Genomic DNA, 23,160 nt, shown 5'->3' with positions numbered 1-23,160 from the left:
TACTTTTTGAACCAGTCCCTTTATTTGCAGCACCGCCAGGACAGGTGGGCATGGGCAACTGCGGCCCTGCCCGCCCGACATCCCCGTCCAGCCTCGCCATACTGTCGGCCGGTTGGCCGTAGTGGGCTCCTATCGCGCCCCCCTACTACCCGGCCGGGCGTGAGAGGACAAAGAGGTGGCGTTTGGCGCGGGTCGCGGCTACATGCAGCAAGCAGCGCTCGGCCAGCGCGGTTTCTTCAGACACGCCGGCATCCTCGTCCCTGCTGAACAGTTCAGCGTATGCGTTGCTGCCCTTATAGCCGGCAATGATCACCACGCCGAATTCCAGCCCCTTGATCCGGTGCATGGTCGCCAGACGCACGCCTGCAACGGTGTGGTCGTCCGCAGTCGAACCCTCCAACCGGAACACCTGCACGCCATGCTGGGCAAGGCTGGCGGCCAGCGTGTCCAGGTCGTCGTTGGTGCGTGCCGTGACACATACCTCGCGCAATTCGATGCCGTCTCCCTGAAGCTGGGCCAGGATATCCAGCAGGTGGGACACATCCGCTTCGACCGAAGTCGAAGCGATGACGTCCGGCGCGTCGCCATGGGTCAGCGAACGATAGCCGCGCAGGGAGTCCTGCTCGCCGTCGAGATCATCGACCGAGCAGCCTTCGAGCTGGGCACAGGCCCACTGGCGGATTTCGTCGGTGGTGCGGTAATTGACCTTGAGCCGGCGGCTGCGGCCGCGCACTTCGATGCCTGCCCGCCCCAGCACGACCTTGTGCCGGTAGATGCGCTGGTGCGCGTCACCCACGATAAACAGGTCGTTCTCGGCCGGCCCGACCGCGGCCCTGATCAATTCGAAGGCGGCACTGCTGATGTCCTGCGCTTCGTCGACCACCATGGCGCGGATGCCCAGCGCGGGTTTTTCCCTTTGCAGCAGCTGGCACGCTTCGCGGAAAGCCTCTTCCGGCTCACGCAGATTGGCCGCCTGCAGTTGTGCACGGTATTCGGCGAAAACCGGCCATAAGCGCTTGCGTTGCAGCCGGCTTAACTGGCCGCCCCGGCCCACCCGGCTTGCGCGCATGTAGTCGTCCGCGGTTTCGCAGCCCTGCGGCAAAATGACCCGTTCGTATTCGGCGCGCAGAAACTGCGCCGACAGGTCGAACTCCGCAGGCAGGGCGACGAGCGCCGCCTGCCACATGCGCTTTCGTTCGGCTTCGGCGTACAGCAGGGTGTGCCGGTAGCCGAAACGGCGCAGCAGGGACAGCGCCCACTGGTCGAGGTTGGTGACCTGGATCTTCTCCAGTTCCTGCGGCGTGCACAGCAAGGCCAGATGCTGGCGGATATCCTCTGCCAGCGTCTTGGTGAAGGTCGTGAACAACACGGGCTTGCCGGGGAGCGCCGCATACTGGCGGGCCAGGCGTGCTGCCCGGTGCATGGCGACCACCGTCTTGCCGGTGCCGGCGCCGCCGGTCACCTTGACCGGACCGTTCCAGTCCCGCTCGACCAGCTTGCGCTGACTGGGGTGCAGGAACACGCGCCAGCGCTCCAGCGGTGCGGCCAGCAATGCCTCCAGGTCGCTGTCGTCGGTCAGTACGACAAAATGCCGGCGGGTCGTATCGCGCTCCAGCGCCGCGCCAAAATCCTCCGGGTCCACCTGCACCGGAGCTTCGCGCTCGCTGACGAGGCGCTCGAAAGATTCGCCGGCGGCAAACAGGAACAGCGCCTCGAATGCTTCGTCGGGCAACTGGCTCTGCAAGGCTTCCAGCTCGTCCTCGTTGCGGACGGCACGGACGGCCTGCAGGCGCTCATCGGGCACCCCCAGCCGGCGGATTTCCCTGTCCTTGAGCGCATCAAACAGCCCGGCCGAGGGTTGGGCACCCAGGTTGGGGGCGTCCGCCACCGTGGCGTGCGATCCATCCTCCTGCACCGCATACACCTGGATGCTGCCGAGGTCGGGGTGAATCGCCACCTTGTGACGACGGGCCCACTGGTAGGCGTCGTCGTGCCTGTCGACCCACAGCAGGCAATACACGTTGCCGTGCTCCGGCTTGAGCACGATGCCGCGCATATTGTCCCCCATCCGCACCGACCGCATGTTGGGGTCCGCGGCGTCGTGGATACGCTCGTAGTTGATGCCGCTGGCCAGGGGGTTCTGCCTAAATTTCGCGAGGAAACCCAGCACAGCCTGCTGGTAGGCGCGGGGGACAGCGGCGAACGACTTGAGGAAGTCGTCCGACATGGCGATTTTGGGGGCCAGCGTCATAGCAAGGTCTCCGAAAGAAGATTACCCAGCGCCGCGGGCAAATCCTGCCCGGACACGATAAAGCACTGCCAGCCCTGGCCGGCAAACACGTCGCTTTCCTGCGCGCACTCGGGCAGCAATAGCGCCACCTTGCACGACGGCCAGGCCAGTTCCGCCTCGGCCAGTACCAGGCCTTTGGGGTCCAGCAAGGCGTAACCGGCCTCCGGCGCTGCGATGCCGACAGCGGCCAGCGCCTTGCACCAGTGGTGCGTGCGCTCGTCGCAGACCTCGACCGTTTCCTGCCAATCGTCAGTCAGCCCGCCGGCCCCCAGTTGCAGCAAGGGGCTGTCGCGCAGGGCGGCCAGCGCGGGCATGTCTGCGTTGCCCACCCACAGGTGGCGCAAGGGCAGCAGCAGGTTCATCACCTGCCACAGTTGCTGCCAGGCCTGACGGCACGCGTCGTCGGGCAGTTGCTGGGCCGACCACTGCCCGACCAGCAAGGGTTCGGCCTGCGGCGAACACTGGCCCGTCAGCAGTTGCTTGAGCTGTTCGGGATGCAAGCCGGTGGCCAGCGTCAGCCCCGCACCCAGCTTGCGCACGCCGAAGCGGGCATCGGCAAAGCCCTGCAGCAGTTCCAGCTCGTCCAGCCGTTGCCAGAACGCCCCTTGCCGAAACGCCTCGAGCGTAGCAGCGTCGCTCAGCGGCATCATGAGCCCGGAAGACAGCGCCAGCGCCAGTTGGCGCAAAGCGGCGTGGCGATGCCCGGCGAGGCGCTGGTGCAACTGGGCGAACGGGGCCTGCGTGGCAAAGTCAACCGGCGCCGATGCGCCCAATGCTGCGCACAGGCGCTCGACGCCCGCACGGGGCTGACCGGACAATACGCTCTCCCAGATAGGCGGCGTGGCGGATGCACTGCCACCCAGCGCGCCTTCCACATCTTCCCAGACCAGCGTCCACACCGAGAAACGCCCGCTCTTGGCGATGGCCAGCCGTTTGGCCAGGTCGGTCGCAACGATGTCCTTGTGGTACTGCCAGCCGTCGAGGAACACCGCGACCGGCAAGTCGTCGGCGCCGTCGTCCGGCCAGAACACAAAGTCAGGCTGGCACTCGACCGTCACGCCGTCAGCCTCGCCCAGCCTGACCTGCAGCTCGAGCTTCCAGCGGCGCGTGCCGGCCTGGACGAGGTAACCGGACTTGCCCTTGAACAGCAGCTCGCTCAGCGTGAAGCGTTGCCCGCCCTGTTCACGCCGCAAGGCTTCGACAAAACGCTTTTCAAGCTCGCTGTCGAGCAGCTGGTTGGACGGCAACGTAGCGGCCAGTTGGGTGACCTTGCGCAGCGACTGCTTGTTGCGCAGCACATCCCCCAGCAGGCGCTGCGCGGCCTGGCGGGAAATCCACATCCGGTCGTGGCTGTTGTGGTAGCGGTACACACAGCGGTAGCAGCCATCGCTCTCCGCATCCTGGTTGCAGGCGCAAGCGTCCAGCGCCGCGCGCGCGATTTCCAGCACTTCGAGCAGCGGCTCCGGCGCGCGCATCAATTCCTTCAAGTAGCCGGTCCCGCCGGGGACGCTGTCGTAGATCACCAGATAGCAACGCGGTGTATCCGAACCGGCGGCCATGTGCATGTCCAGCGCGATGCGCAGGTGGTCGACCGCGCCGCGGAAGCGGCGGGCCAGGCCCAGCTCCAGCGCGGCGACGAAACTGAGCAGCGCCGCGTTGCTGATTTCCGGCAGATGCAGGCGGATGCCCTCGCTGGCGAACTCCCGGTACAGGAACACGCACTTGTGCGGGGTTTCCACCTTCTCCTTGCGTTTGGCGCACCAGGAGGCGTGGTTACGGAACTGTTCCTCGGGCTTGCGCCTCATTTGCAAAGTGCCGCAATCGGGGCAGATGGCAAAACCCGGGCGCTTGAAATCCTTGCCGCCGATCTGCATCGGCATGCCCTGCGGGTCATGCTCGCCGAAGTTCACCTCGCGGAAGGTGACGCGGTCGAGGAATTCGAAGCCGAACGGGAAGTCCGGGCTGTCGATCATGAACGCCTGGCGCACCGCCTCGGGCGGGCTGTCGACCAGCGCCTGGCGCACATAAAAGCCGCGCTGGCGTTCGTCCGAGTCGTCGGCGATCCGGCTGTCGCGGTCGAGTGTCCGCGCGAAGACCGTGGTCAGGCGCAGCATCTCGTGCACCCGGCCGCTGTCCTTCCACCACGGATCGCCGCAGCGCGGGCACGCCGCATGCGGCTCGGCCGCCGACGCCAGCTCAGCGTACGAACACTGCCGGCAGAACCGCCAGAGTTCGGGCTTGGCCTTGGAGACGTCGACCTGGTTGACCACGACCTTTCGCCCCTCCGCGTAGAAGGTGTTGTTGGGCGCAAGCTCGGTGATGGCAGTCGCGCCCGGGCGCTCGTACTCGTAGGTTTCCGACTCCGGCAGCGTCGCGCCGGCCTTGGGCTCGCGCACGATGATCGAACGCAGCAGCACCCCCTGCTCGGGGAACGCGTAGTTCGGCAGCAGTCCTTCGTCGGTGAACACGTTCAGCGTCGCCTTGCCCACGATACCGGCGATCAGCCTGCCCAGCGCCGAGCGGTCCTGCTCCAGGCGCGCCAGCTCAGCCGCTTCTTCCTCGCCCAGCACCGAGTCTTTCTTCTTCTGTACCAGCTTGTCGGCCTCGCGGACGGTCGCGTCGCGCTTGCGGCGCAAGCTGTCCACGTCGGTGGCGATGCCCTGCAGGCGGTCGACGATCTTGCAAGCAAGCGGGCTTTCCTGCCCCGCCCCGCCTTCGATGAAGCGGCGCAGCCAGTTCTGCGTCTCTTCGGTCAGCGCCGTGGCGCCCGCCTGGCCAAACAAGGCGAGGAAGCGCTCGAGCAGGCGGGCACGGTGCTGCTCGACGTAAGCGAGCCACGGGTAGGGGAAGCGCGCGGTGTCGCGAGCGGTGATCGCGCGGAAAACGCTGTTGATTTCAGACGGAATCCGGGCGGTCTGGCCGCGCTCATGCACCCAGCAGTCGAGCGTGAACGCCGTGAGCTGGCGCTCGAGCACGGCCGAGGCGTTGAGGAACACGCCGGGTGCGTCGACGGCGCCGGTCAGCATGACTTTGGGGTCTGCCCAGAAATACAGGTCGTGCGGGCGGCTGGCCGCCATGCTGACCAGCAGCGCGTTGCCGGTACTGCGCCCGGCACGGCCGGCGCGCTGGATGTAGTTGGCCTGCGCGGGCGGGATCGAACACTGCAGCACGCTGGAGAGGTCGCCGATGTCGATCCCCATCTCCAGCGTCGGGGTCGCCGAGAGCAGGTTGACCTGCCCGGGTTGCGCTTCCTTGGCCTTGAAGCTGCGCTCGACCGCTTCGCGCGTCTCGCGCGGCAGCAAGCCGGTGTGCTCGTGGGCGACCACGCGGCAGATATCGGCGTGCAGGTAGAGCTTGCGGAAAAAATCGCCCGGCGGCGTGCCGGCCGCCAGATGGCCACGGCAGCCTTTGCGCCGGCAGGGCTGGCCGGCCAGGCCGGCGCCGGGGGCGGCCATCCGCGTGGCGTGGCAGGTATCGCAACGCCACGCCTCGGCCCCTTCCACCACGTTGAATCGCGCCGGGTTCAGCCCCCACACCGGCAGCTTGTCGCGCGCTTCGGCCTCCTCGCTGACCACCAGCTGCGCATGCGCGAGCGCCTCAAACGCCAAGCGGTACAGCGGCGTCAGCAGCCGGTCCGCACCGAGCGCTTCCAGGTGCAGCGCGGGCAAGGACGCGTAGGCCCACGCCCGGAAAGCAGAGGACTCCTTGCCGCACACCGCCGCGCAACGCTTGAATTCGTCGATCGTGACAAACCGTGGCGGCCGCGGGCCGGAGAGCAGCTTGCACAGGCTCACCTGCTTCTTATAGGGCCAGGGCGAACTGCCGGAACGCGCGTAGAAGGCCAGCTCCGGGTCGGTCCAGGCGCCCTGCCGCTGCATGGCTTCGATCAGCCCGGTCAGGAACACCCGCGCCTCGGCAACGGTGGTCGCGGCGAGCGGCTCCAGCGTTTCCTTGAGGCGCGGCAACAGCCAGTGCGCGGCCTCGTCCAGCCCGCCCGGGTAAGGCTCGACCATCGCCGTGCCAGTGGCCGGCAGGGTGCGGCCGATTTGCGCGTCCTGCCCGAACTCGGCCTTGATCACCAGCGGCAACAGCTTGCCCATCTCGGTTAACAGCGTGCTGCCCTCGGGCAGCTTGCCCGAGGCGAGCAGAGCCTCGTAGTCGCGCATCCACTGCATCTGCGGCGGCAGGAAGTTGGCGACGTAGTACGCGTCGCCCAGCTGCGCACGCCAGTGGCGCTCGAAACGCGCGGGCAGCTCGGCCAGCGTCAGCGGCTGCCCTTCGGCCGCGGCGCCGGCGATCACCTGGGCCATGGCCGGGCGCAGGTTCAGCCGCCAGGTGCGCGCAGCCAGAAAGCCCGCGCGGTGCGCGGCATCCTGCACCGAGTCGGAAAAGGCGATCAGCTTCTTGTCCGCGTTGTAGCGGCTGCCGAACAACTGGCCGATCATCACCGCCGCCAGCGACGCCGCCTGCGAGCCGACGATGGTCAGGCTCTTGTAACCGGCGCAGAACGGGCAGTCATGGTGCGACTTGGTCAAGGTCGCGCCGTTGCGCTTGCCCTCGCGCAGGTTGCTGGCGATCAGCACCGGCAACAGGGGGGCTGCTTCGCACGCCTCGCACTTGTCCTGCGCGCTGGCATGCAGCGTGCCGCAGGCCGGGCACAGCTTGTGCCGCTCGAACACGCGCGAGTCGGCGTCGTCGACGGCCGGAAACACGAAACGGGTGGTCACGTCCTCGGCAAAGAACGCCTGATAGAAGGTCTGCAGGCTGGTATCGAGCTGGCCGGGCTGGCCCTTGTCGTAGGTCGCGCCCCAGCCGGTCGCGTGGCAGTCTCGGCAATGGACGACCGGCAGGTAACGCCGCTCGAGGCCCTGCTTGCCCAGGTCGTCGTGGTGGCACAGCACCGGTTGTGCGTCCAGTGCCGCCACCATGCGGCGCAGCTCGCGCAGCCAGATCTCGACCTTCACCTGCAGGAAGAAGTCTTGATGGCCGGGTTTGCGCGCGTGGGCGACCAGCGCCAGCAAGCTGGAGAGCCATAGCAAGGGGAAGCGTTCGTCGTCGCATGCGGCCAGCCGCCGCGAGAGCAGCATCAACACGTCGTCCAGCAGCACCGACTTGCCGCCCAGCCGGTCGAGGTCGCGCAGCAGGTTCTGGAAGGCGAAGTGGCTCTTCAGTTTGTCGCCCAGCCGGCAGCGCCAGTCAAAGTCCTGCACCAACTGCGCGGCCACCGGCCCGCCCAGCCACAGTGCCGCCTGCGCGGCAAGGTACTCGGGCAGGTCGTCGTAGCTTTCCGGCTGCAAGGCGGCCAGGTCGGCCGGCTGCGGGGCTGCGGTATATTCGACCACCGCCGCGGCCAGGTAGTCGCCCACCGACTCGCGGTCTTCGCCGATCACCGCGTCGGCCGCCAGCGGCTCGCCGAACACGTCGCCGGCGAACGCGGTCAGCGCGTCGACCCCGTCGTCGCCCAGCGTCGCCGAAGTGCCCACGCAAACCAGCTGGCCGGGCGGCGTCGACAGCCGCCCCTTCAGGCGGCGGATCAGGCAGGCCAGGTCCGTCCCTTGCGCGCCGTCGAAGGTATGCAGCTCGTCGACCACCAGGTAGCGCAGCGTATCCGGCGCCTGCTGCGCCCACAGGGGGGCGTCGGCGGCACGGATCAGCAGGAAGTCCAGCATCTTGTAGTTGGTCAGCAGAATGTCCGGCGGGTTGTCGCGCAGGGTGTTTCGGTCGGTGATCACCGTGTAGCTGTTCTTGTCCAGCTGCGCGACCGTCTGCGACTCGACCGCCGGCGTGTCCCCTACATACAGCCCGGCGCGCACCCCGGCCAGCTCAGGCGCCTTGACGATTTCCTTGGCGACGCGCGAGGCCTGGTCGCCGGCCAGCGCGTTCATCGGATACAGGATGATCGCCTTGATGCCGGCGCGGCCGGCGGCCCGCTCGCGCCGGCAATGCTCGAGGATGGGGTAGAGGAAGCACTCGGTCTTGCCCGAGCCGGTGCCGGTGGCCACCAGCGTCGAGCGGGCGGCTTCCCCGTCCAGCCGCGCAAAGGCGCGCGCCTGATGCGCGTGCGGCACGAAAGCCCCCGGCAGCCAGGCGTAAGGCGGCTTGCCGTCTCCGCCCTCCTTGCGAAACGGCAGCGGCACCGTCAAATACGGCCCCTTGAACAGATTGCCGCGCGCGTCGAGGAAACGGTCGAACATCCCCTCGAAGCCCGGGGTGGTCGACGGGAAGGCGGTGCGCAAAAAATCGGCCACGCCCTGGGTGAGCTGCTGGGAGACGATCAACGGCTGCATCGGTCAGTCCTTGTGCCGGGCGGCGCTGGCTACCCGGGTGGAACGGTGGAAGGCCGGTGCGCGACGCGCACCGGGCGGGCGTCAGGCAGACAGGATCACGGCGTCACGGATCTGGCACTTGATCGCCCTGCCGCTGGCGTCCCAGTGGTTCGACGACATATACCCCTGGTTGGCCGAGTCACCGTTAGGCTTGAACACCTCGATCACCACATTCCACAGGCTGATGCTGGTGGTCTCGTAGCCGGGGTCGAGGCACAGCAGGTGGGTCAGCTGCTCAGTACCGTTTGCGTCCCGCACGCCCTGACAGCCCACCACCAGCAGCCAGTGCGCGCCGCCGCCTTGCCAGTCCACGGCGAGGATGGGCATCTGCTTGTTGGCAACCGCCGCGGACACCGCGTTGACCACCGTCTTCTTGCTGCCTTCCACGTACGCGGCCTGCAAGCCGACGTTCTTGAAATAATCGGTCAGCCATACCAAGTCCCAACAACTGGTTCCCTCGCTGTTCAGGGTGCCGAAGGCCATCAGCGCGTCCCGGAAGCGGCCTTCGCGGGTACGGCCATCCCACTGATCCATGTTCTGGGCCCGCTCACGGCGCATCTTGTCCAGCGCGATCAACGCCGAAACCATGCAATACGGCCCGCAGGCACCGTCCAGCTCGCCCTGGCGCAAGTGGACCCGGTCATCGTTCTTGACCGAGACCGGTCCAGATTCCGAAATGCGCAGCAGCGGGCTGACCATCATCGTATTCATGCTTTTTCCTTTGCAGGTGGGTTGGTATCGGTAAGCCCGCGCGCAGCAAAGTGCGCCCAGGCGGTGCGATAGTCGGCTTCGCGGTCGGCCAGCGTAAACGGCGCGACGTAGCGGACCTTGCGTTCGACGGGGCCACCGGCTTGGGTGTCGTCCAGCACGGTGGCCTCGATCACGCTGCCGTCGGGCAGTTGCGGCACGCCGTCTTTGGGCTGGATGTCCTCCCAGCCGAGGCGGCGGCTGTCGCGGCGGGCGTCGGGGTAGTACAGCGTGCAGGCGGCGTCTTTCTTGCCGGCCTTGCGCGGCAGGCCGACGCCGACCAGGCCCTTGCTCGGGGTAAACACTATGCGGCCGTGGGCGTCGTACCAGGTATCGCGCTCGTACTGGCGCATCACCGGGAACTGCACGCGGTAGATGGTGAGCAGCTCGTCCAGGGTCAGCCCCAGCGCCTGCGCGGCGAGCACGTCGATCTCGACCAGCGCCTGGCGGCGCGCGTAGTCGCTGCGTAGCGCGCAGCCGCGCTGCCAGTCGGGGGTGAGCTTGCTGAAAAAGCCGGGATCGAGTCGCGGGTCGGCGCTGGCCCAGCCGTCCTCACGGAAATCGTGCTGCCAGCAGTCACGCCACAGGTCGGCGTAGTGGGTAGTGAGTCCTGACAGCGCCAGTGCTCTCAGATGCAATGCCTGCCTAATCGCAAGATTGGGCAGCTGTATCGGCAAACGGCTCAAGTACGCATGATTAGCGTGTCCCGCCCCGGTTGATTTCATGAAAAAATCTAGCGGAATGCTCAGGGTTAACGCGTGAAAATCCAACAACCTGACAGACGATTTGAACGCAGTACTGATGCAGGTATGGACATGTCCAACTCCAGGTGGAAGCAGAATACTGATGAGCGTTCTTTCCCCCGACTGGCTCAACATCTCTCGATTGGTGTGCCGGTAATACCCAGTTACCGCCTTCGCCTCGCTTTCTCCCTCTTCCACCCAACTCACCCGCGGCACGCGGCGCGCGTATTCGACGGCGCTGCACGCCGGCAGGTAGTTGCTGCGCGGCAGGTAGTCGTCGGGCAGTGTGGTCAGGTCGAGCACATCGTAATGGCTGTTTAGCGTACATACCGCGCGCGGGGTCTTGTTGAGCGGGTTGCCAACGAAAAAGTGCGGGCCGGACAGCACAAAGTCGGCCGGGGTATCGACAAAGCCCTGCTCGCCTTGGCCACGGCGGCGAATGGTGCCGTCGCGCTGGGCGTAGGTCTCGTCGAAGCAGACCGTGGTGTAGTAGTCGCCCTGCAGGTCGCCCAGCCGGCGCGGCACGCGCGCAAACTTGGCCAGCACCGACACCAGTTCGCGGCTGTGTACCGCCGGCAAGCGCGCCTCATGTGGCGGTGTTCCCGGCACGTCGTACAGCTTGGCAAAGGTGGCGAGCAACGCCTCGTCCACCTCGACAATACGACTGGCGTGGCCAGTGACATCCCAGCCGCCCTCGTCGCGCTTGATACCGGGCACACGGCCACCTCCCGCGTGCGACAGACAAGCCCGCACGGTGGCGGGGTGGAACAGGTTAGCCAGATGCCGAAATTGAGGCTCAGCCAAAGCTGACTCATAAATATTGATGCTGAATTTGGTGTTGTGATGCACCTCAGCGAATAGTGTGAGTTGATTTTCAAACTGGTAATGCGCCCGCAAGCGCGGATAGAGCGCCGCGCGTAGCGCGCCGCCTTTCGGGTCGTCGTACACGCCTTCCGGGTGCAGCAGCGCCTGCACGCCGGCGCCGATCTGCCACACCTGCGGCAGGAAGCACTTGTACAGGTTGCTCTGCTGGCCCTTGAGCAGCGGGTAGTTCTGGGTGGCGTTGAGGAACGCCCCCATGCCCTCGGTGGCGACGCATTCGGTGAGGTACTCGGCGCGCGCTTGCGGAAATTCTGCGAATACCGCTTCGCGCTGCCTGGCGGTCTCGGCAGCGGACAGCTTGCGGATGGCGAAGCGCGGGTCGAAGTCGGACAGCAGCGCCTGCTCGTTCCACTCGAGCTTGATCCACGGCGGGTTGCCGAGCACCACGTCAAAGCCGCCGCGCGCCTTGAAGAGGTCAGCGAACTCCAGCACCCAGTGAAAGAAGCGCTGCGCGGTGGCCACCTGCTGCGCCACTTGAAGCTGTGGCAGCGCGGCTTCCAGCGCGGCCAAGTCGACATGGCCGAAGCGGTCGCGCTCGGGGGTGAAGTTAAGCGCAGGCTGGGCCAGGGTGTCGGCAAACAAGTCGTCGGCCGGGGCGGCGGCGAGGCTGGCGCTACCGATCAGCACAGTCTCCAGCACGAACCACCACTCCTCGCGGGTGGGCAGATCTTCGGCCTTGTCCAGCGGCCAGAACCACAGCGCGCACCAGGCGTCCATCACCAGCTTCAGGCGGCGGTAGGGGCTGGCGTTCTTTTGCGCGTCGCTGAGCATCTCGCGCTGGTAGATGGCGTCTTTTTCGGCGGTACTGGTCGGCGCACGGTTGGGCGCCGGGTCGGGCCAGACGTAGAGCTCGTCGCTGGTGGCGCGGCGCACGCGGGCGAGTTCCTCGGCGTGCTGCTGCCACAAGGCGTCGGCGGCGGCGGTAAGCGCCTGCACGCGACGGATTTCGTCTTTGGACAGCGGTGCGGTGAAGGCCTTGCGCCACTGCTTGAACGCTTCAACCGCGGCCGGTTCCAGCGCCTTGACCACCTTGTCGCTGACCATGGCCATGCCGTCGGCCGGCAGCAGAAAGTGGAACACGTCGGTAGCGGCCGGCGGCTGGGTGAGCGTTAGCGCGCGCGGCGCGGCGGCGCGCCAGTCGCGCTCGGGCAGGCCGGCTTCGCCCTTGCCGGGGGTGAGCTGGGCGGTGGAGAACACCTCGCGCCGCGCGCCGACCAGCGAGTTGCCGGTAAAGAGCTGCAGGCCGAACCACGGCACGTGGCTGCCCTTGAAGATGGCGTTCAGCCACAGCGACACTTCGGCCAGCTCGCCGGCGACCGGGTTGAGGTCGACGCCGTACACGCTGTTGTCGGCCAGATACATGCGCACCCGCTGCTTCTCTTCAGCGTACGCCTCGTGCGGGATGGTTCGCCCCAGCTCCTTTTGCTTGGCCTGCAGGTAGGCTTCGGCCAACTGGTTGACCGCTTCGTTGAGGAAGGCCGCGCTGCCCATGGCCGGCTCGCACACGGTGAGCGCCAGAATCTCGTCGGCCGACTTGCCGGGCAGGATTTCGGCCAGCGCGTGTTCGACCAGGCAGCGGGTCAGCACCTCGGGCGTGTAGTAGGACGCCGACTTCTCGCGCTCGCGCCCGGCCAGCCGGTAGATGAAGCTGCCCTTGCGGTGCAGCCGCGGCTCGCCGCCGAACAGCCGCTCGCCATTGCTGTAGTCGCCGATGCGGCTCTCCGGCACGAAGTAGGCGGCGGCCAGCGGGTCGAGCTCGGCGGCCTTGCCGGCGTCCGGCGCGGCGGCCTCGTCGTCCTCGTTGTCGTCTTCGCCGTCAGCCGCGGGCGCGGCCTTGCTGCCCTTGGGGTCGGGCTGCACTTCGTACAGGTTCTCTTCGGCGAAGAAGCCGCGGAACGACAGCAGCGATTCGTACACCGCGCCCAGCTGGTTGATGCCGAGGGTGGCGTAGCTGATGCGGCCCCGGCGGCGCTTGCCGCCGCCGCGCGACAGCGACATCAGCTCGATCACCTGCTGCAGCACCCGGTTGCGCAGGCGCACGCTGCCCAACAGCGGGGTGCGCGCCGGGTCGAACAGATGGCCCTGCAGCGGGGCGATGGTAAAGCCGGTGTCGAGCAGCGCGTCGTGCGGGGCGAGCAGGTCGGACTGGCCGGCGCCGCCGCGGCGCGGGAAGCCCTGCCAGATCAGGTCGAACAGCCGCTCGAGGCTGTGGTGGAAGTAGTAGCCGTCCTGCGCGTCCGGGGTGGTGAGCGGGGTTTGCTCCAGCTCGCGCAGGTGCTCGACGCTGTAGCCCTTGAGGTAGGCTTCGGCGTCGACCGGCGCATACCCCAGCTCGGGGCGCGCCTCGATGTAAAACATGAACAGCAGGCGGTACATGTAGCGCAGGCTCTCGCGGCCGAGCTGGCGGGCGAGGTCGACGTCGTTGCGCTCGTAAATTTTTTCCTTGGCGACGGTGCGCTTGTAATGGATGGCCTCGTTGGCGATCAGCTCGATGCACTCGCGCAGCGCGTACTTGAGGTCGGTCGACACTTCGAAGGCGTGCTTGTGCGAATGGTCGTCGAGGGTGTCGAGCAGGCTGGCGCCGTCTTCCCCCGGCAGCACCGACTGGCTGCCGGCGAGCGCGGCGAAGGCGCGCAGCCGCGCCTCGTCACGCGGGCCGAACAGCTCTTGCAGGTCGAAGCTGAGCAGCGCCTTGCGCCCCCATTTGCTGCGCTCGATCAGCAGCCATTGTTCGTGGTGCACCAGCAGCACCCAGCGCGGCGGGTGGTCGTCGGCAAACAGGCGGCGGCTGATGGTTTCTTCCCAGTCGGCACCACCCGCCTCGGGCTGCAACTGCAGCGGCGGGGTGTCTTCGTCGCCGGGCCGGGCCAACGCGGCGACGACCACCAGCAGCGGCTGCCCGCGGCTGTCGCGCCAGGCGCCGAGCACCGGCAGGCTGCCGTCGGCCAGCGGCAGCGCTTCGGGCGCGAGCCGGTAGCCCAGCGCGTCCAGCAGCGGCTCGGCCAGGTCGTTCAGACGCGCGGCGCGCTCGTCCGGGCGGCGCTCGGCCAGGAAGCGCTCGCGGGCGCGGAAATAACCGTTGGTGCCGGCGGCGCTGCGCAGGCGGGCGAGCGGGCTGGCGGCGCCGGCCGCCTTCCAGCGGTCGAACAGGTCTTTGAGGTCCTTCTCGAGGATCTCGTCGAGGTAGTGCTGGCTGTAAAACTCGTTGGCGTTGCCAAGGCCGGAAACGGCGAAGCTCATGGGGTATCCTTCCTTACGCCATCAGGGTGGCAATCACGGTGAACTGGGCGCGGTCGTCCAGCGCCAGCGTGTCGCGGATCCATTGCTGGTAGTTGTCGAACAGCTCGGCGGTCGCGCTTTCCTTCTGGCGGCGCCGGGCGGCGGCGACCTGCTCGAGGCCGCCGGCAAAGTCGAGCGCCAGCTGGGCGGCGTGGCGGTCGCGCAGCGCAGCCAGCCGCGTCAGCGCGTGGTTGAGGCGGACGCGGCAGTCGGCGTCGAACGCCTGCTTGATCGGGCGCAGGTGCTCTTCGGCGGCACGAATGACCGCCGGCAGCGCCGCTTGCAGGGCGCGGGTGTCCGGCGCGCGCCCGTCGTTGGGCGGCGCATCGTTGCCGGCGGCAAGACCGCAGCGCGCCAGCACGTCGGCGAGTTCGAGCACGCCCTGGCAGCGGCCCGCACGGTCGAGCTGCACGCCGAACCAGTGCGCGAGCACCGCCTGCCCGCGTCGGTTGGGCACCTGCGCGAGCACCAGCACGATGGCTTCGCCGTCGGCTAGCCCCTGCATCACTCGCAACACCGGCGCGCGCTGGCGGCCAAACTGCGCCATCAGCTTGAAGTCCATCCACTGCGAGACCGGATGCAGCGGCCACAGGTAGCCCAGCTGCGGCCAGGCGTTGCTGTTGCGCCCGTCACGGATCGCCTTGTCGACTGCTTGCGGGTCGGCGCACAGCGCGAAGGTATTGTCGGCCGGCCACATCTCGTCGCTCAGTTCGCGCTCGAGCAGGCGCGCGAGGTCGCGGCCGGGCTGCAGCGACAGGGTGCGGCGCGCGTCGTCGGTGGCAAGCGCCGCAAATTCGTGCGCGCCGCCCTGCCCGATCAGGTGCAGCGCGTCGCGCAGGTAGCGGTAGTGGTCGTCGTAGAGGGCAGGCGGACGCACGGTCGGCGCGCCGGTGGCAGGCGGCGGCACGGCAGCCGGCGCGTCCGACGCCTCTTCGCTGTTCCACAGCAGCTCGAAGGGGTCGACGTCGTCAGAGGCCAGCATGGCGGCAAACATCTCGGCGGTCCGGCCTTCTTCCATGGCGCTGGCAACCTCCAGCGTCTCCAGTTCTTCGTCGTACAGGCCCATGAAGGCCGAGGGGTCGCCGATGTTGCGGGCGGCCTGGGTGTCCTTCTCGATCAGGATCTCGAGGTAGCGCAGGTCGCCGCGGATGGCGTCGTTGTGCGGCTCGGTCAGCAGGTAGCCGATGCGCGGCGCACGCAGCTGGCCGTAACGGTCGACGCGGCCGTTGCGCTGCTGGAACACCATCAGCGACCAGGAAATGTCGAAGTGCAGCAGGCGGTGCGCCTGGTAGTGCAGGTTGAGGCCTTCGGAGGCGACGTCGGAGGCGATCAACAGCCGCAGCGGCGAATGGCTCTTGCCGAAGTCCTCGACCGTTTGCTGGATCTCCAGGTCCGGCAGCTGGCCGTGCAGGATGGCGACCGCGTCGTCCCTCAGGCCGAGTGCGGCGGGCAACTCGCGCTGCAGGAACTTGAGGGTCTCGATACGCTCGGTGAAGATCACCAGACGGTCGTCCGCCTGTTTGCCGTCCCAGCGCCAGTGCTCGCCCCCCTTCAATTGCGCGACCAGATGCTGGAACTTGCTGAACTCGTTGGGGCCGATCTCGCCGACCAGCGCCTGCAGCTCGCGCAGCGCGGGCAGGTCGGCGTGGCCGGCGTCGCGGCCTTCCAGCCGGCGGATGCGTTCTTTCAGGGTTTGCAGGCAGGCCGCCGGCGACGAGAACAGCGCCTTTTCCAGCACGGTGCGGAACAGCATCGCCCCGTCGCGCGCGCCCTTGCCCTCGTTACTGAGCCTCAATGCGGCGAGCGCGTCGAACGCGGCGTTTTCGGCGGCACTGGCCTGGCAGGGCAGGCGGTACACCTCCCGCTCGGGGAAGTCCTGCTTCATCTGCTCGCGCACGTCCTTCTTGAAGCGGCGCACGAACAGGTGGTCGACGTCCTCGCGGGCGTACTCGACCTTGTCGCCGGCCGGCAACACGGTCGGGTCGAGCATGCGCATCAGGCTGGCGAAGCTCTCTTTCTTGCCGTTGTGCGGGGTCGCCGTGAGCAGGATCAGCGCGTCCGAACGCTGGGAAAGCAGCTCGGCCAGCCGGTTGCTCTGCGTGCGATTGCCCTTGTACGAGACGTTGTGGGCCTCGTCGATGATGATCAGGTCCCACCACGCCTGCTCGAGGTAGTGGCGGTATTCGCTGTCGCGCTTGAGGGTGTCGACCGAGATGATGGTGCGGTCGTAGTAGTTGAACGGGTTGTGGTTGGCCGGGATCTGGCGGCGGATGCGCTGGATGCCGGCCGAATCCAGCCGGGTGAGCGGGATGGTGAAGCGGCACCAGAATTCCTGCTGGAACTGGCGCATCATGCTCTTGGTGGTCACCACCAGGATGCGGCGCGCCTTGCCCCTGCGCATCAGCTCAGCGGTCACGATGCCCGCCTCCAGCGTCTTGCCGAGGCCGACGGTGTCGGCGATCAGCAGCCGCGGGCGCAATTGCGACAGCACCCGGGCAGCGGGCGTGAGCTGGAACGGCAGCGCGTCCATCACCGCCTGGTCCCCGATCGCTACCGACGCGTCCTGCAGCGCGGTCTGGCGCAAGCGCGCCTCGATAAACAGGCGGCCCGCGGTAAAGCCGGACGATTGGTCATAAACCAGCTCGGTCTTGGCCGGGTCGATCAGCTCGATCTCTTCAAGCTCGGTCAGGAACAGCGCGTGCCGGTTGCGCACGGTTTCCGAAACGCCGATGCAGGAGAGTTGCCAGCCTCCCAGGTTGCACTGGTCGGCACTTTGCACGATCCATTCTTCATTGCGGATCATGGCGCGGGCGCCGGGCGCCGGGGCTTGGATCAACGGCATGGGACATCCTTAAAGGCTGGGCACGCGCGGCCGCTCGCCGGGCTGCGTGCGGGAATTCGGAAAATACGGGGAAGACGCGCGGCGGCGGCCAGAACAGGGGGAACAGCACCACCGCCAGTTTCACTGGCCGCGTGCGGGAGCACTGCATTCGCCAATCGCATCGGTTAAATCCGTGGTCCAAAAAAGGAAGGAAAACCAGAAATCCAAAAATGAGCCGGTGCCGCGCAAATTTAGCTGCGAGCACACCGGCGGTTCATGCAAATATTATCAAAAGACCATGCATAAAAGCCAGATAGCCTATCAGGCTTTATTTGACGCGCCCGACGACGACGCCATCGCACCACCCTGCGCCAGCACTTCCCCGGCCAATTGCATCAGGTCGAGGTCTTCCGCACCTTTGAGCATGTCGCGGGCGACGGCGCGCTTGCGGCCCAGCAGGGTATCCAGCTTGTACTCGAAGGTTTCGAAGTCCTGCGCGGTGATGGTCGGGTAATACACCCACACATTCTTGGTCTGGCCGATCCGATAGGCCCGGTCGGTGGCCTGGTCTTCCTTGGCGGGGTTCCAGGGGCGGGTAAAGTGGATGACGTGATTAGCCGCCTGCACGTTGACGCCAAAACCCACCGCGGCGGTGGACAGGATGATCACCCCAAAGCCGGGATTTTGCTGGAAGGCGTCGATGATGGCCTGCCGGTTCGGCCCTTTGGCCGAACTAGCACTGGTATCGCCGTTGACGATCGAGACGTCTTTCAAGTCCGGGAAGTGGTCGAGAATGGCGAGACGCAGGTCGCGCTGGATGTCTCGCAATTCGGTGAACACGATGGCCTTCTCGCCTTGGCCCCGGATTTCGCGCAGCTTGTCCATCAGCCAGCGCATCTTCGGCGACGCGTCGAGCAGGTCGCCCTCCGGGCGCACGGCGTGCGGGTGCGCGCAGATCTTCTTCAAGGTATGCAGTAAGCCCAGCACCGCCTCGCGCTGGTCGCCCACCTTGCCCATCAGTTCACCGCGCTGATTGAACTCGGCAATTGAAGAACGGTAGAGATTCTGTTGCAGGGGGCTGATCGGCAGCCGGCGGCAAACATCGTCCTCGATCTTTTTGGGCAGGTCGGCCACGTCGTCCTTGGTCCTGCGCAGCAATTGCGGGGCAATCCGTTCGCGCAATTGCTCGAGCGCCACGTTGTCGACGTCGGTCTTGTTCTCGATCGGGCGACGGTAGGTGCGGCCGAATTCGTTGAGCGCACCGAGCAAGCCGGGCTGGGCAAAGTCGAACAGGCACCACAAGTCGGTCAAGGAGTTCTCGACTGGCGTGCCGGTACACGCGACGCGGAACAAGGCGGGCACCGCCTTGGCCGCCTGCGTCACCATCGCAGCCGGGTTCTTGATCTTCTGCGCCTCGTCGCACAGCATCACGCTCCACCGCTGGCGGGCGAGTGAAAACTCCTGGTCACGCAGCGTCTCGTAGGTGGTCAGCACGATCTTCGCGCCACCTAGCCAGCCAGGCTTGAGCAGGTTGCGGATGCCTTTTTTCTGCAACGAAGCCGGAATCTGGTTGCGCTTGAGCTTGAGCTCAGACAGCGCCTCGCCGTACAGCTTGAGCACTGGCATCGCCGCCGTATGGAAGAAACGGGAGAACTCGCGCTCCCAGTTGTCGAGCAGAGAAACCGGCGCGACGATCAGTACGGGCAGCGGCTGTGGCGTTTTTTCCAGATACCAGGCGACGAAGGTCAGCAACTGCAAGGTCTTGCCCAAGCCCATATCGTCGGCCAGCAGGCAACCACCTACCTTGCGCTCGCGCTGGCCGAACAGGTTTTGCAGCCAGGCCACCCCGTACAGCTGGTGCGGATGGAGGCGGATTTCTTCCCGTAGCGCTGCGGGCAATTCGGCCTCGGCGTTGTCAGCGACGGGCTGTACCTTTGAATCGTTGGCTACAGCCGCGTCGATATTGTTCTCGACCAGCAGGCCGGTACGTTCGCCTTTTTCTTTGGCGTCGCCACCGCCCTCACCGTCCGGGAATTTTTCAGCCCAGGCGTCGCGCAAGCGCTGCGCGGGCAGCATGGCCAGCTCGATCTCCAGACCCGGCAGGCTGACCGACGGTTTACCATCGAGTTGGGCTTGGTCGATACGGCGGCAGAATTCTTCGTAGTGCTGGCGGTTGGCGGTATCCCATTTGGCGATCAGGTCAACATCCAGCCCGCGCTCCTGCAGCAACTCGGTCGGCAACCAGTTTTCGCTGCCCTGCTTGCCGATATAGGGTGAGCTGGGCTTCTGGATCACCCCCAGACCGATCACGCGCTCACCGTACTGTGACAGGTCGAGCACTTCGTCGAACAGGCGACCGAGCGCCTCCTGCTGCCAACGCTCCAACAAGGCCTGCAAACCGCCCAGGTCTTCCTCGTTGAAGTCGGAGAGTTCCAGCTCGTAGCCTTGCCAGAAACCACAAGCGTAACCGGCCGCCAGTTTGGCTTGCAGCTCGCAGACAAACGCCGCAAACGAGGCCGCGTCCTCGATACGCAGCGATTCCACCGCAGCGTCACCGCTGAGCGGCTCCAGCACCAGCTCCGCCCAGAAGATACGGCCGGCGTCGTCCAGATGCGGCTGCACCTTGAAGCGGTGGAAATGGATGCCTGCCTGTTCGCGGGCCGCTTCGAACTCGCCTTCGTCGATCACATCAACCGCATCGTCCCCCAGCAAGGCGTAGGGGTTGCGGACAAACTGCAAGGCCGCGTCGCCGGCAACCCGCCGGCCGGGCATCCGCTTGATACCCTCGAGCACCGATTTGACTTCGGGTGACAGCAAGACATGTGTGATCGAGCCATCCGCCGCGACGACATGGTAGCGATCCTGCACCTGCTGGTAGTTGTCGAAGCTCGACAGCCACTGGTCGGGTTGGCCATCGAAACTGGGCGTCAGCTCGATTAGCGGAACGCCATCGACCGGCGCCCTGCGCATGGCCACCTGCAGCTGGTCTGGCCTCAGTACGATCGTCTGCTTGAGGAAACCATCCATCCCCGCTTGGCACGCCAGTGCCTGCTTGCGGATCCGGGCCCACCCCAGCTGATTGGTCATCTCGCCCGGCTTTTCACGCTGTTCGGCCGAGAACTCGCGGACAGCCTGCAGCAGGCGCCATTCGGCGGCGCCCAGCAGGCCGGTCGAACCATCGACCCTGACCAGGGCGCCAGTTCGGTCTAGCCCACCTGAAATGACAGAACCGTCAGCACGCTGCCAGCCACGAATCGTGACGCGGAAATCACCGTCGGTAAGCGCCCCTTCGCTGATCAACAGCGGCTTCAGAGCCAGAACAGGCGGCAGGCCAAGTAGAGGCAGGCTGCTTTGTTGTGCCTCGTCGGCGAGTAAGCGGTACAGGTCGTCCCAAGCCAACAGCAGATCCTGCGGCAAGGCCGTGAGGTAGCCTTCTTCTTCCAGCTGATCGAGATAACAGCCCAGCTGTCGCAAAGTCGGGTCTGGCTGACTCAGCCACCGCACGGGCTTGATCAATAAGCCCTCTTCAAGCCAACGCAGGCAATCATTCACCGCAGGAGCGGCTGGCTCTTGAGGGTCACTCGATTTTTTACTGGAGAAGAAATTCCAAGCCATTTACAGGATCCAATACCCACCATTTTTTTTGTATTTGAAGCCAAGGTCTTTCAGACGTGCGTCAATTTTCCGCAACTCTGGCGAACGAACCCAAAGCGCACCACCCTTAGGCCTAAAGTCTTCAAATCTCAAATCATCATATCCGGCTGCTGATGCCAACTTGCGCACCTCACCGACGATATCGAACCTTTCAAAGGTTGAACCCTGGACAGCCGTTTTTTTAATAGCCGGCGCTGCACGGGCATGCGAACGAATGCTTTTTGATTCAGCGTATTCACTTGCCTTCATCGTGAATGACACAGCACCTGGAACAGCAATCCCAAGCTTTGACATGATCGAGTCTGCATTAATTTCCCACTCTCTGGCATGGGTGAACCTGTTGTTGTGCACGTCACGAACGCCAACATCAATATGAGCCTTTAGATCTGAATTAATATGCAGGCTTCTTGCATCCATCTCAAACGGAATTCTGTTATTTATGTAAAAATAACACGCATTGCCAACTTTCGAAAATTCCACAAACACAAAATCGCCAATTTGCATTATGAAGGCGTTGTCTGCAGCAAAACCCCCGGCTAGCTCACTGAATCGACCTTTATTGTGCGCACGGAATTCACAGAAATCAGACGACTGATTATTCAAAGCATTACGACCTATCACAATCCGCGTATAGGTCATTTGATCCACGTACCTGAGCCAATAGTTCAACCTTCTTTCATCTGCTTCTTCTTCGTCACGCAAGAGACTAAAGAAGGTTTCCAAATCTTCCTTGGCAAACCAGCGCATGACCATCTTGCTGACACGATCTTCCACACAAACAGACCACCGACCCTTGTGTCGTCCAATTTGCGGACTACCCCAAGCCTCGAGCGACACCGATTTCAAGCGGGGGTACGGCTTGGCTTTTAGCCGTTCACTTCGTTCGTAACGGGTCAATAAGCCAGACAAGATTGGGTCTATTGAGTGCGGGTGCCGGTCTGCCCAGTCGAGCATTCCGTCGATTCTGGAGACGAAGCCATCGTCATCCAGCGCGACGACACGCTTGAGGTGTGCGCCAAGGATGGCCGTCCACAACCAGCTTTCGGACGGGATCTGCAAGAACGATTTCAGTTCGTCGACCACTTGCTGACGGCCTTCAAACATGGCCTCGCCCAACGTCGCTCCGGCATCGTCCGTAAACAAGTCAAGGTGACGTCCAACCAGTTCGACCCAGGCACATTCCCGCTGTTTACCTTGCCGGATCTTGTGAAAGCCATCCAGCACCAGCTTGCGCAACTGCACCCAGTGCTTACGCTCGCCCCCCCCTTCAGGCATGTGCGCAAGATAGGAAGAGACCAGGCCCAGCCAGGATTTCCTGCTCAGACTGCCGCCGTTGATTTCTTGCTCGAAATGCTTGGCAATCCTCGGGTAAAGCGAACCATCGGCCAACGCACGTCCGGCGTTACCACACTCGTCGACCAGCCCCCAGCTGATCAGCCGCCAATCTCTCGCGGTCACCGCCTCCGGCTGGGTTCGCAACTTATGCAGCGCATTGATCCGCAACTGCCGGGGAGGAATAGGCGGAGCAATAGCCAGCCCAAACTGTTGCTTGACCTGCTCGACTCGCGCACGCAGGTGGCTCCAATCAAACGCCGGGAGGGTAACCATTTGCTTGCGGCACCCCCAGCGGTCGAGGCTGCGCCCCAGGCGATCGGGTAATTCTTCGATGGGCAAACTCATGGCACTCAAGACAGCTGGCAGATTTCAGGTTTAGTAATGTGGAATTCTGGGGACGGTTGGGTCGCACCGCCCTTCTCCTTCAGCCCATAGAACTGCATTCTGAGCTCGACCCGTCGGCTGGCATCCTTGCTTTCCTTGGCGTTGTTGAAAGAAACGCCGCCCGCCAGGAAGATGTCGCGGATCTGCGCACGCTGCTTGGCGTCGAGGCCCATGGCCGCCGTCCGGCGGTCATCCAGCAAGGAGCACATCACCCACTCCGACCTTTGCAGACTCAGATGCAAGTTGTACAGATATGAGCCATCCGTATCCGTGAAACCTTCGATCAGCACCTGCTTAAACCACTTGCGCCCCTCTTCGCTGTCCGCGGCCTCAAGGATCAACGGCACGACCTCCTTGAGTGCGGCCTCACCCTCTGCCCCCAGCCGGTAATCGTTGTGCGCGAAGCGTCCTGCCTCGCCGAAGTGGATCCGATTGTTCCGGCAGTCGACGACGATCGCCTTGTTGAGCGACTTGGCCTTCAGTTCGAGACGCTGGCACAACTCGGCAATTCCGGCCGCACGGTCCTTTTCACCTTCCGTTTCGATGGCGATGCGCTGGGTGACTGACAGCAAGGACGCCACCATCACCACCAGAAAAAGAATCATCAGCGCCGTCATCAGGTCCGCGTAGGAGATCCAGAACGGCTTTTCTCCCTCTTCCTTATTGCGCGGTCGAGGCAATTGAAATCCCAACATGGCT

General features: G+C 65.1%; 8 protein-coding genes. All 8 read right to left on the bottom strand.

The window, feature by feature from the left end; translation table 11 throughout:
- Window positions 1-145: 145 nt before the first annotated feature.
- Window positions 146-2,251, bottom strand: a complete 2,106-nt coding sequence (locus tag E5K04_RS12560; RefSeq protein WP_136554618.1) for a UvrD-helicase domain-containing protein — start codon at window positions 2,249-2,251, stop codon at window positions 146-148.
- Window positions 2,248-8,577: a DEAD/DEAH box helicase gene (locus E5K04_RS12555; RefSeq protein ID WP_136554617.1), complete on the bottom strand. Its 6,330-nt coding sequence runs from the start codon at window positions 8,575-8,577 to the stop codon at window positions 2,248-2,250. Before E5K04_RS12555 ends, E5K04_RS12560 begins: the two co-directional genes overlap by 4 nt.
- Before the next feature lie 81 nt (window positions 8,578-8,658).
- Window positions 8,659-9,327 carry a hypothetical protein gene (locus tag E5K04_RS12550; RefSeq protein ID WP_136554615.1) on the bottom strand — a complete coding sequence of 223 codons (669 nt, stop codon included), beginning with the start codon at window positions 9,325-9,327 and terminating at the stop codon, window positions 8,659-8,661.
- Window positions 9,324-14,228 (bottom strand): Eco57I restriction-modification methylase domain-containing protein, encoded by a 4,905-nt coding sequence (locus E5K04_RS12545; RefSeq protein WP_136554613.1) that lies wholly within the window; start codon window positions 14,226-14,228, stop codon window positions 9,324-9,326. Before E5K04_RS12545 ends, E5K04_RS12550 begins: the two co-directional genes overlap by 4 nt.
- A 13-nt stretch (window positions 14,229-14,241) precedes the next feature.
- Complete coding sequence (locus E5K04_RS12540) at window positions 14,242-17,109, bottom strand: DEAD/DEAH box helicase (protein ID WP_136554611.1); 2,868 nt, start codon at window positions 17,107-17,109, stop codon at window positions 14,242-14,244.
- Between the two features lie 300 nt (window positions 17,110-17,409).
- Window positions 17,410-20,703, bottom strand: a complete 3,294-nt coding sequence (zorD, locus tag E5K04_RS12535; protein ID WP_136554609.1) for a type I Zorya anti-phage system protein ZorD — start codon at window positions 20,701-20,703, stop codon at window positions 17,410-17,412.
- The gene (locus E5K04_RS12530) at window positions 20,704-22,422 is read right to left on the bottom strand and encodes an EH signature domain-containing protein (protein ID WP_136554607.1); all 1,719 of its coding nucleotides are present in this window, start codon (window positions 22,420-22,422) and stop codon (window positions 20,704-20,706) included. It abuts the gene before it with no gap.
- Between the two features lie 5 nt (window positions 22,423-22,427).
- The gene (gene zorB1 / locus E5K04_RS12525) at window positions 22,428-23,156 is read right to left on the bottom strand and encodes a type I Zorya anti-phage system protein ZorB1 (protein WP_136554605.1); all 729 of its coding nucleotides are present in this window, start codon (window positions 23,154-23,156) and stop codon (window positions 22,428-22,430) included.
- Window positions 23,157-23,160: the final 4 nt, after the last annotated feature.

Source organism: Crenobacter intestini, assembly GCF_004919095.1.
GTDB classification, from domain to species: domain Bacteria; phylum Pseudomonadota; class Gammaproteobacteria; order Burkholderiales; family Chromobacteriaceae; genus Craterilacuibacter; species Craterilacuibacter intestini.
The sequence above is the reverse complement of the archived record's forward strand: the minus strand, read 5'-3'. Positions and strand labels throughout refer to the sequence as shown.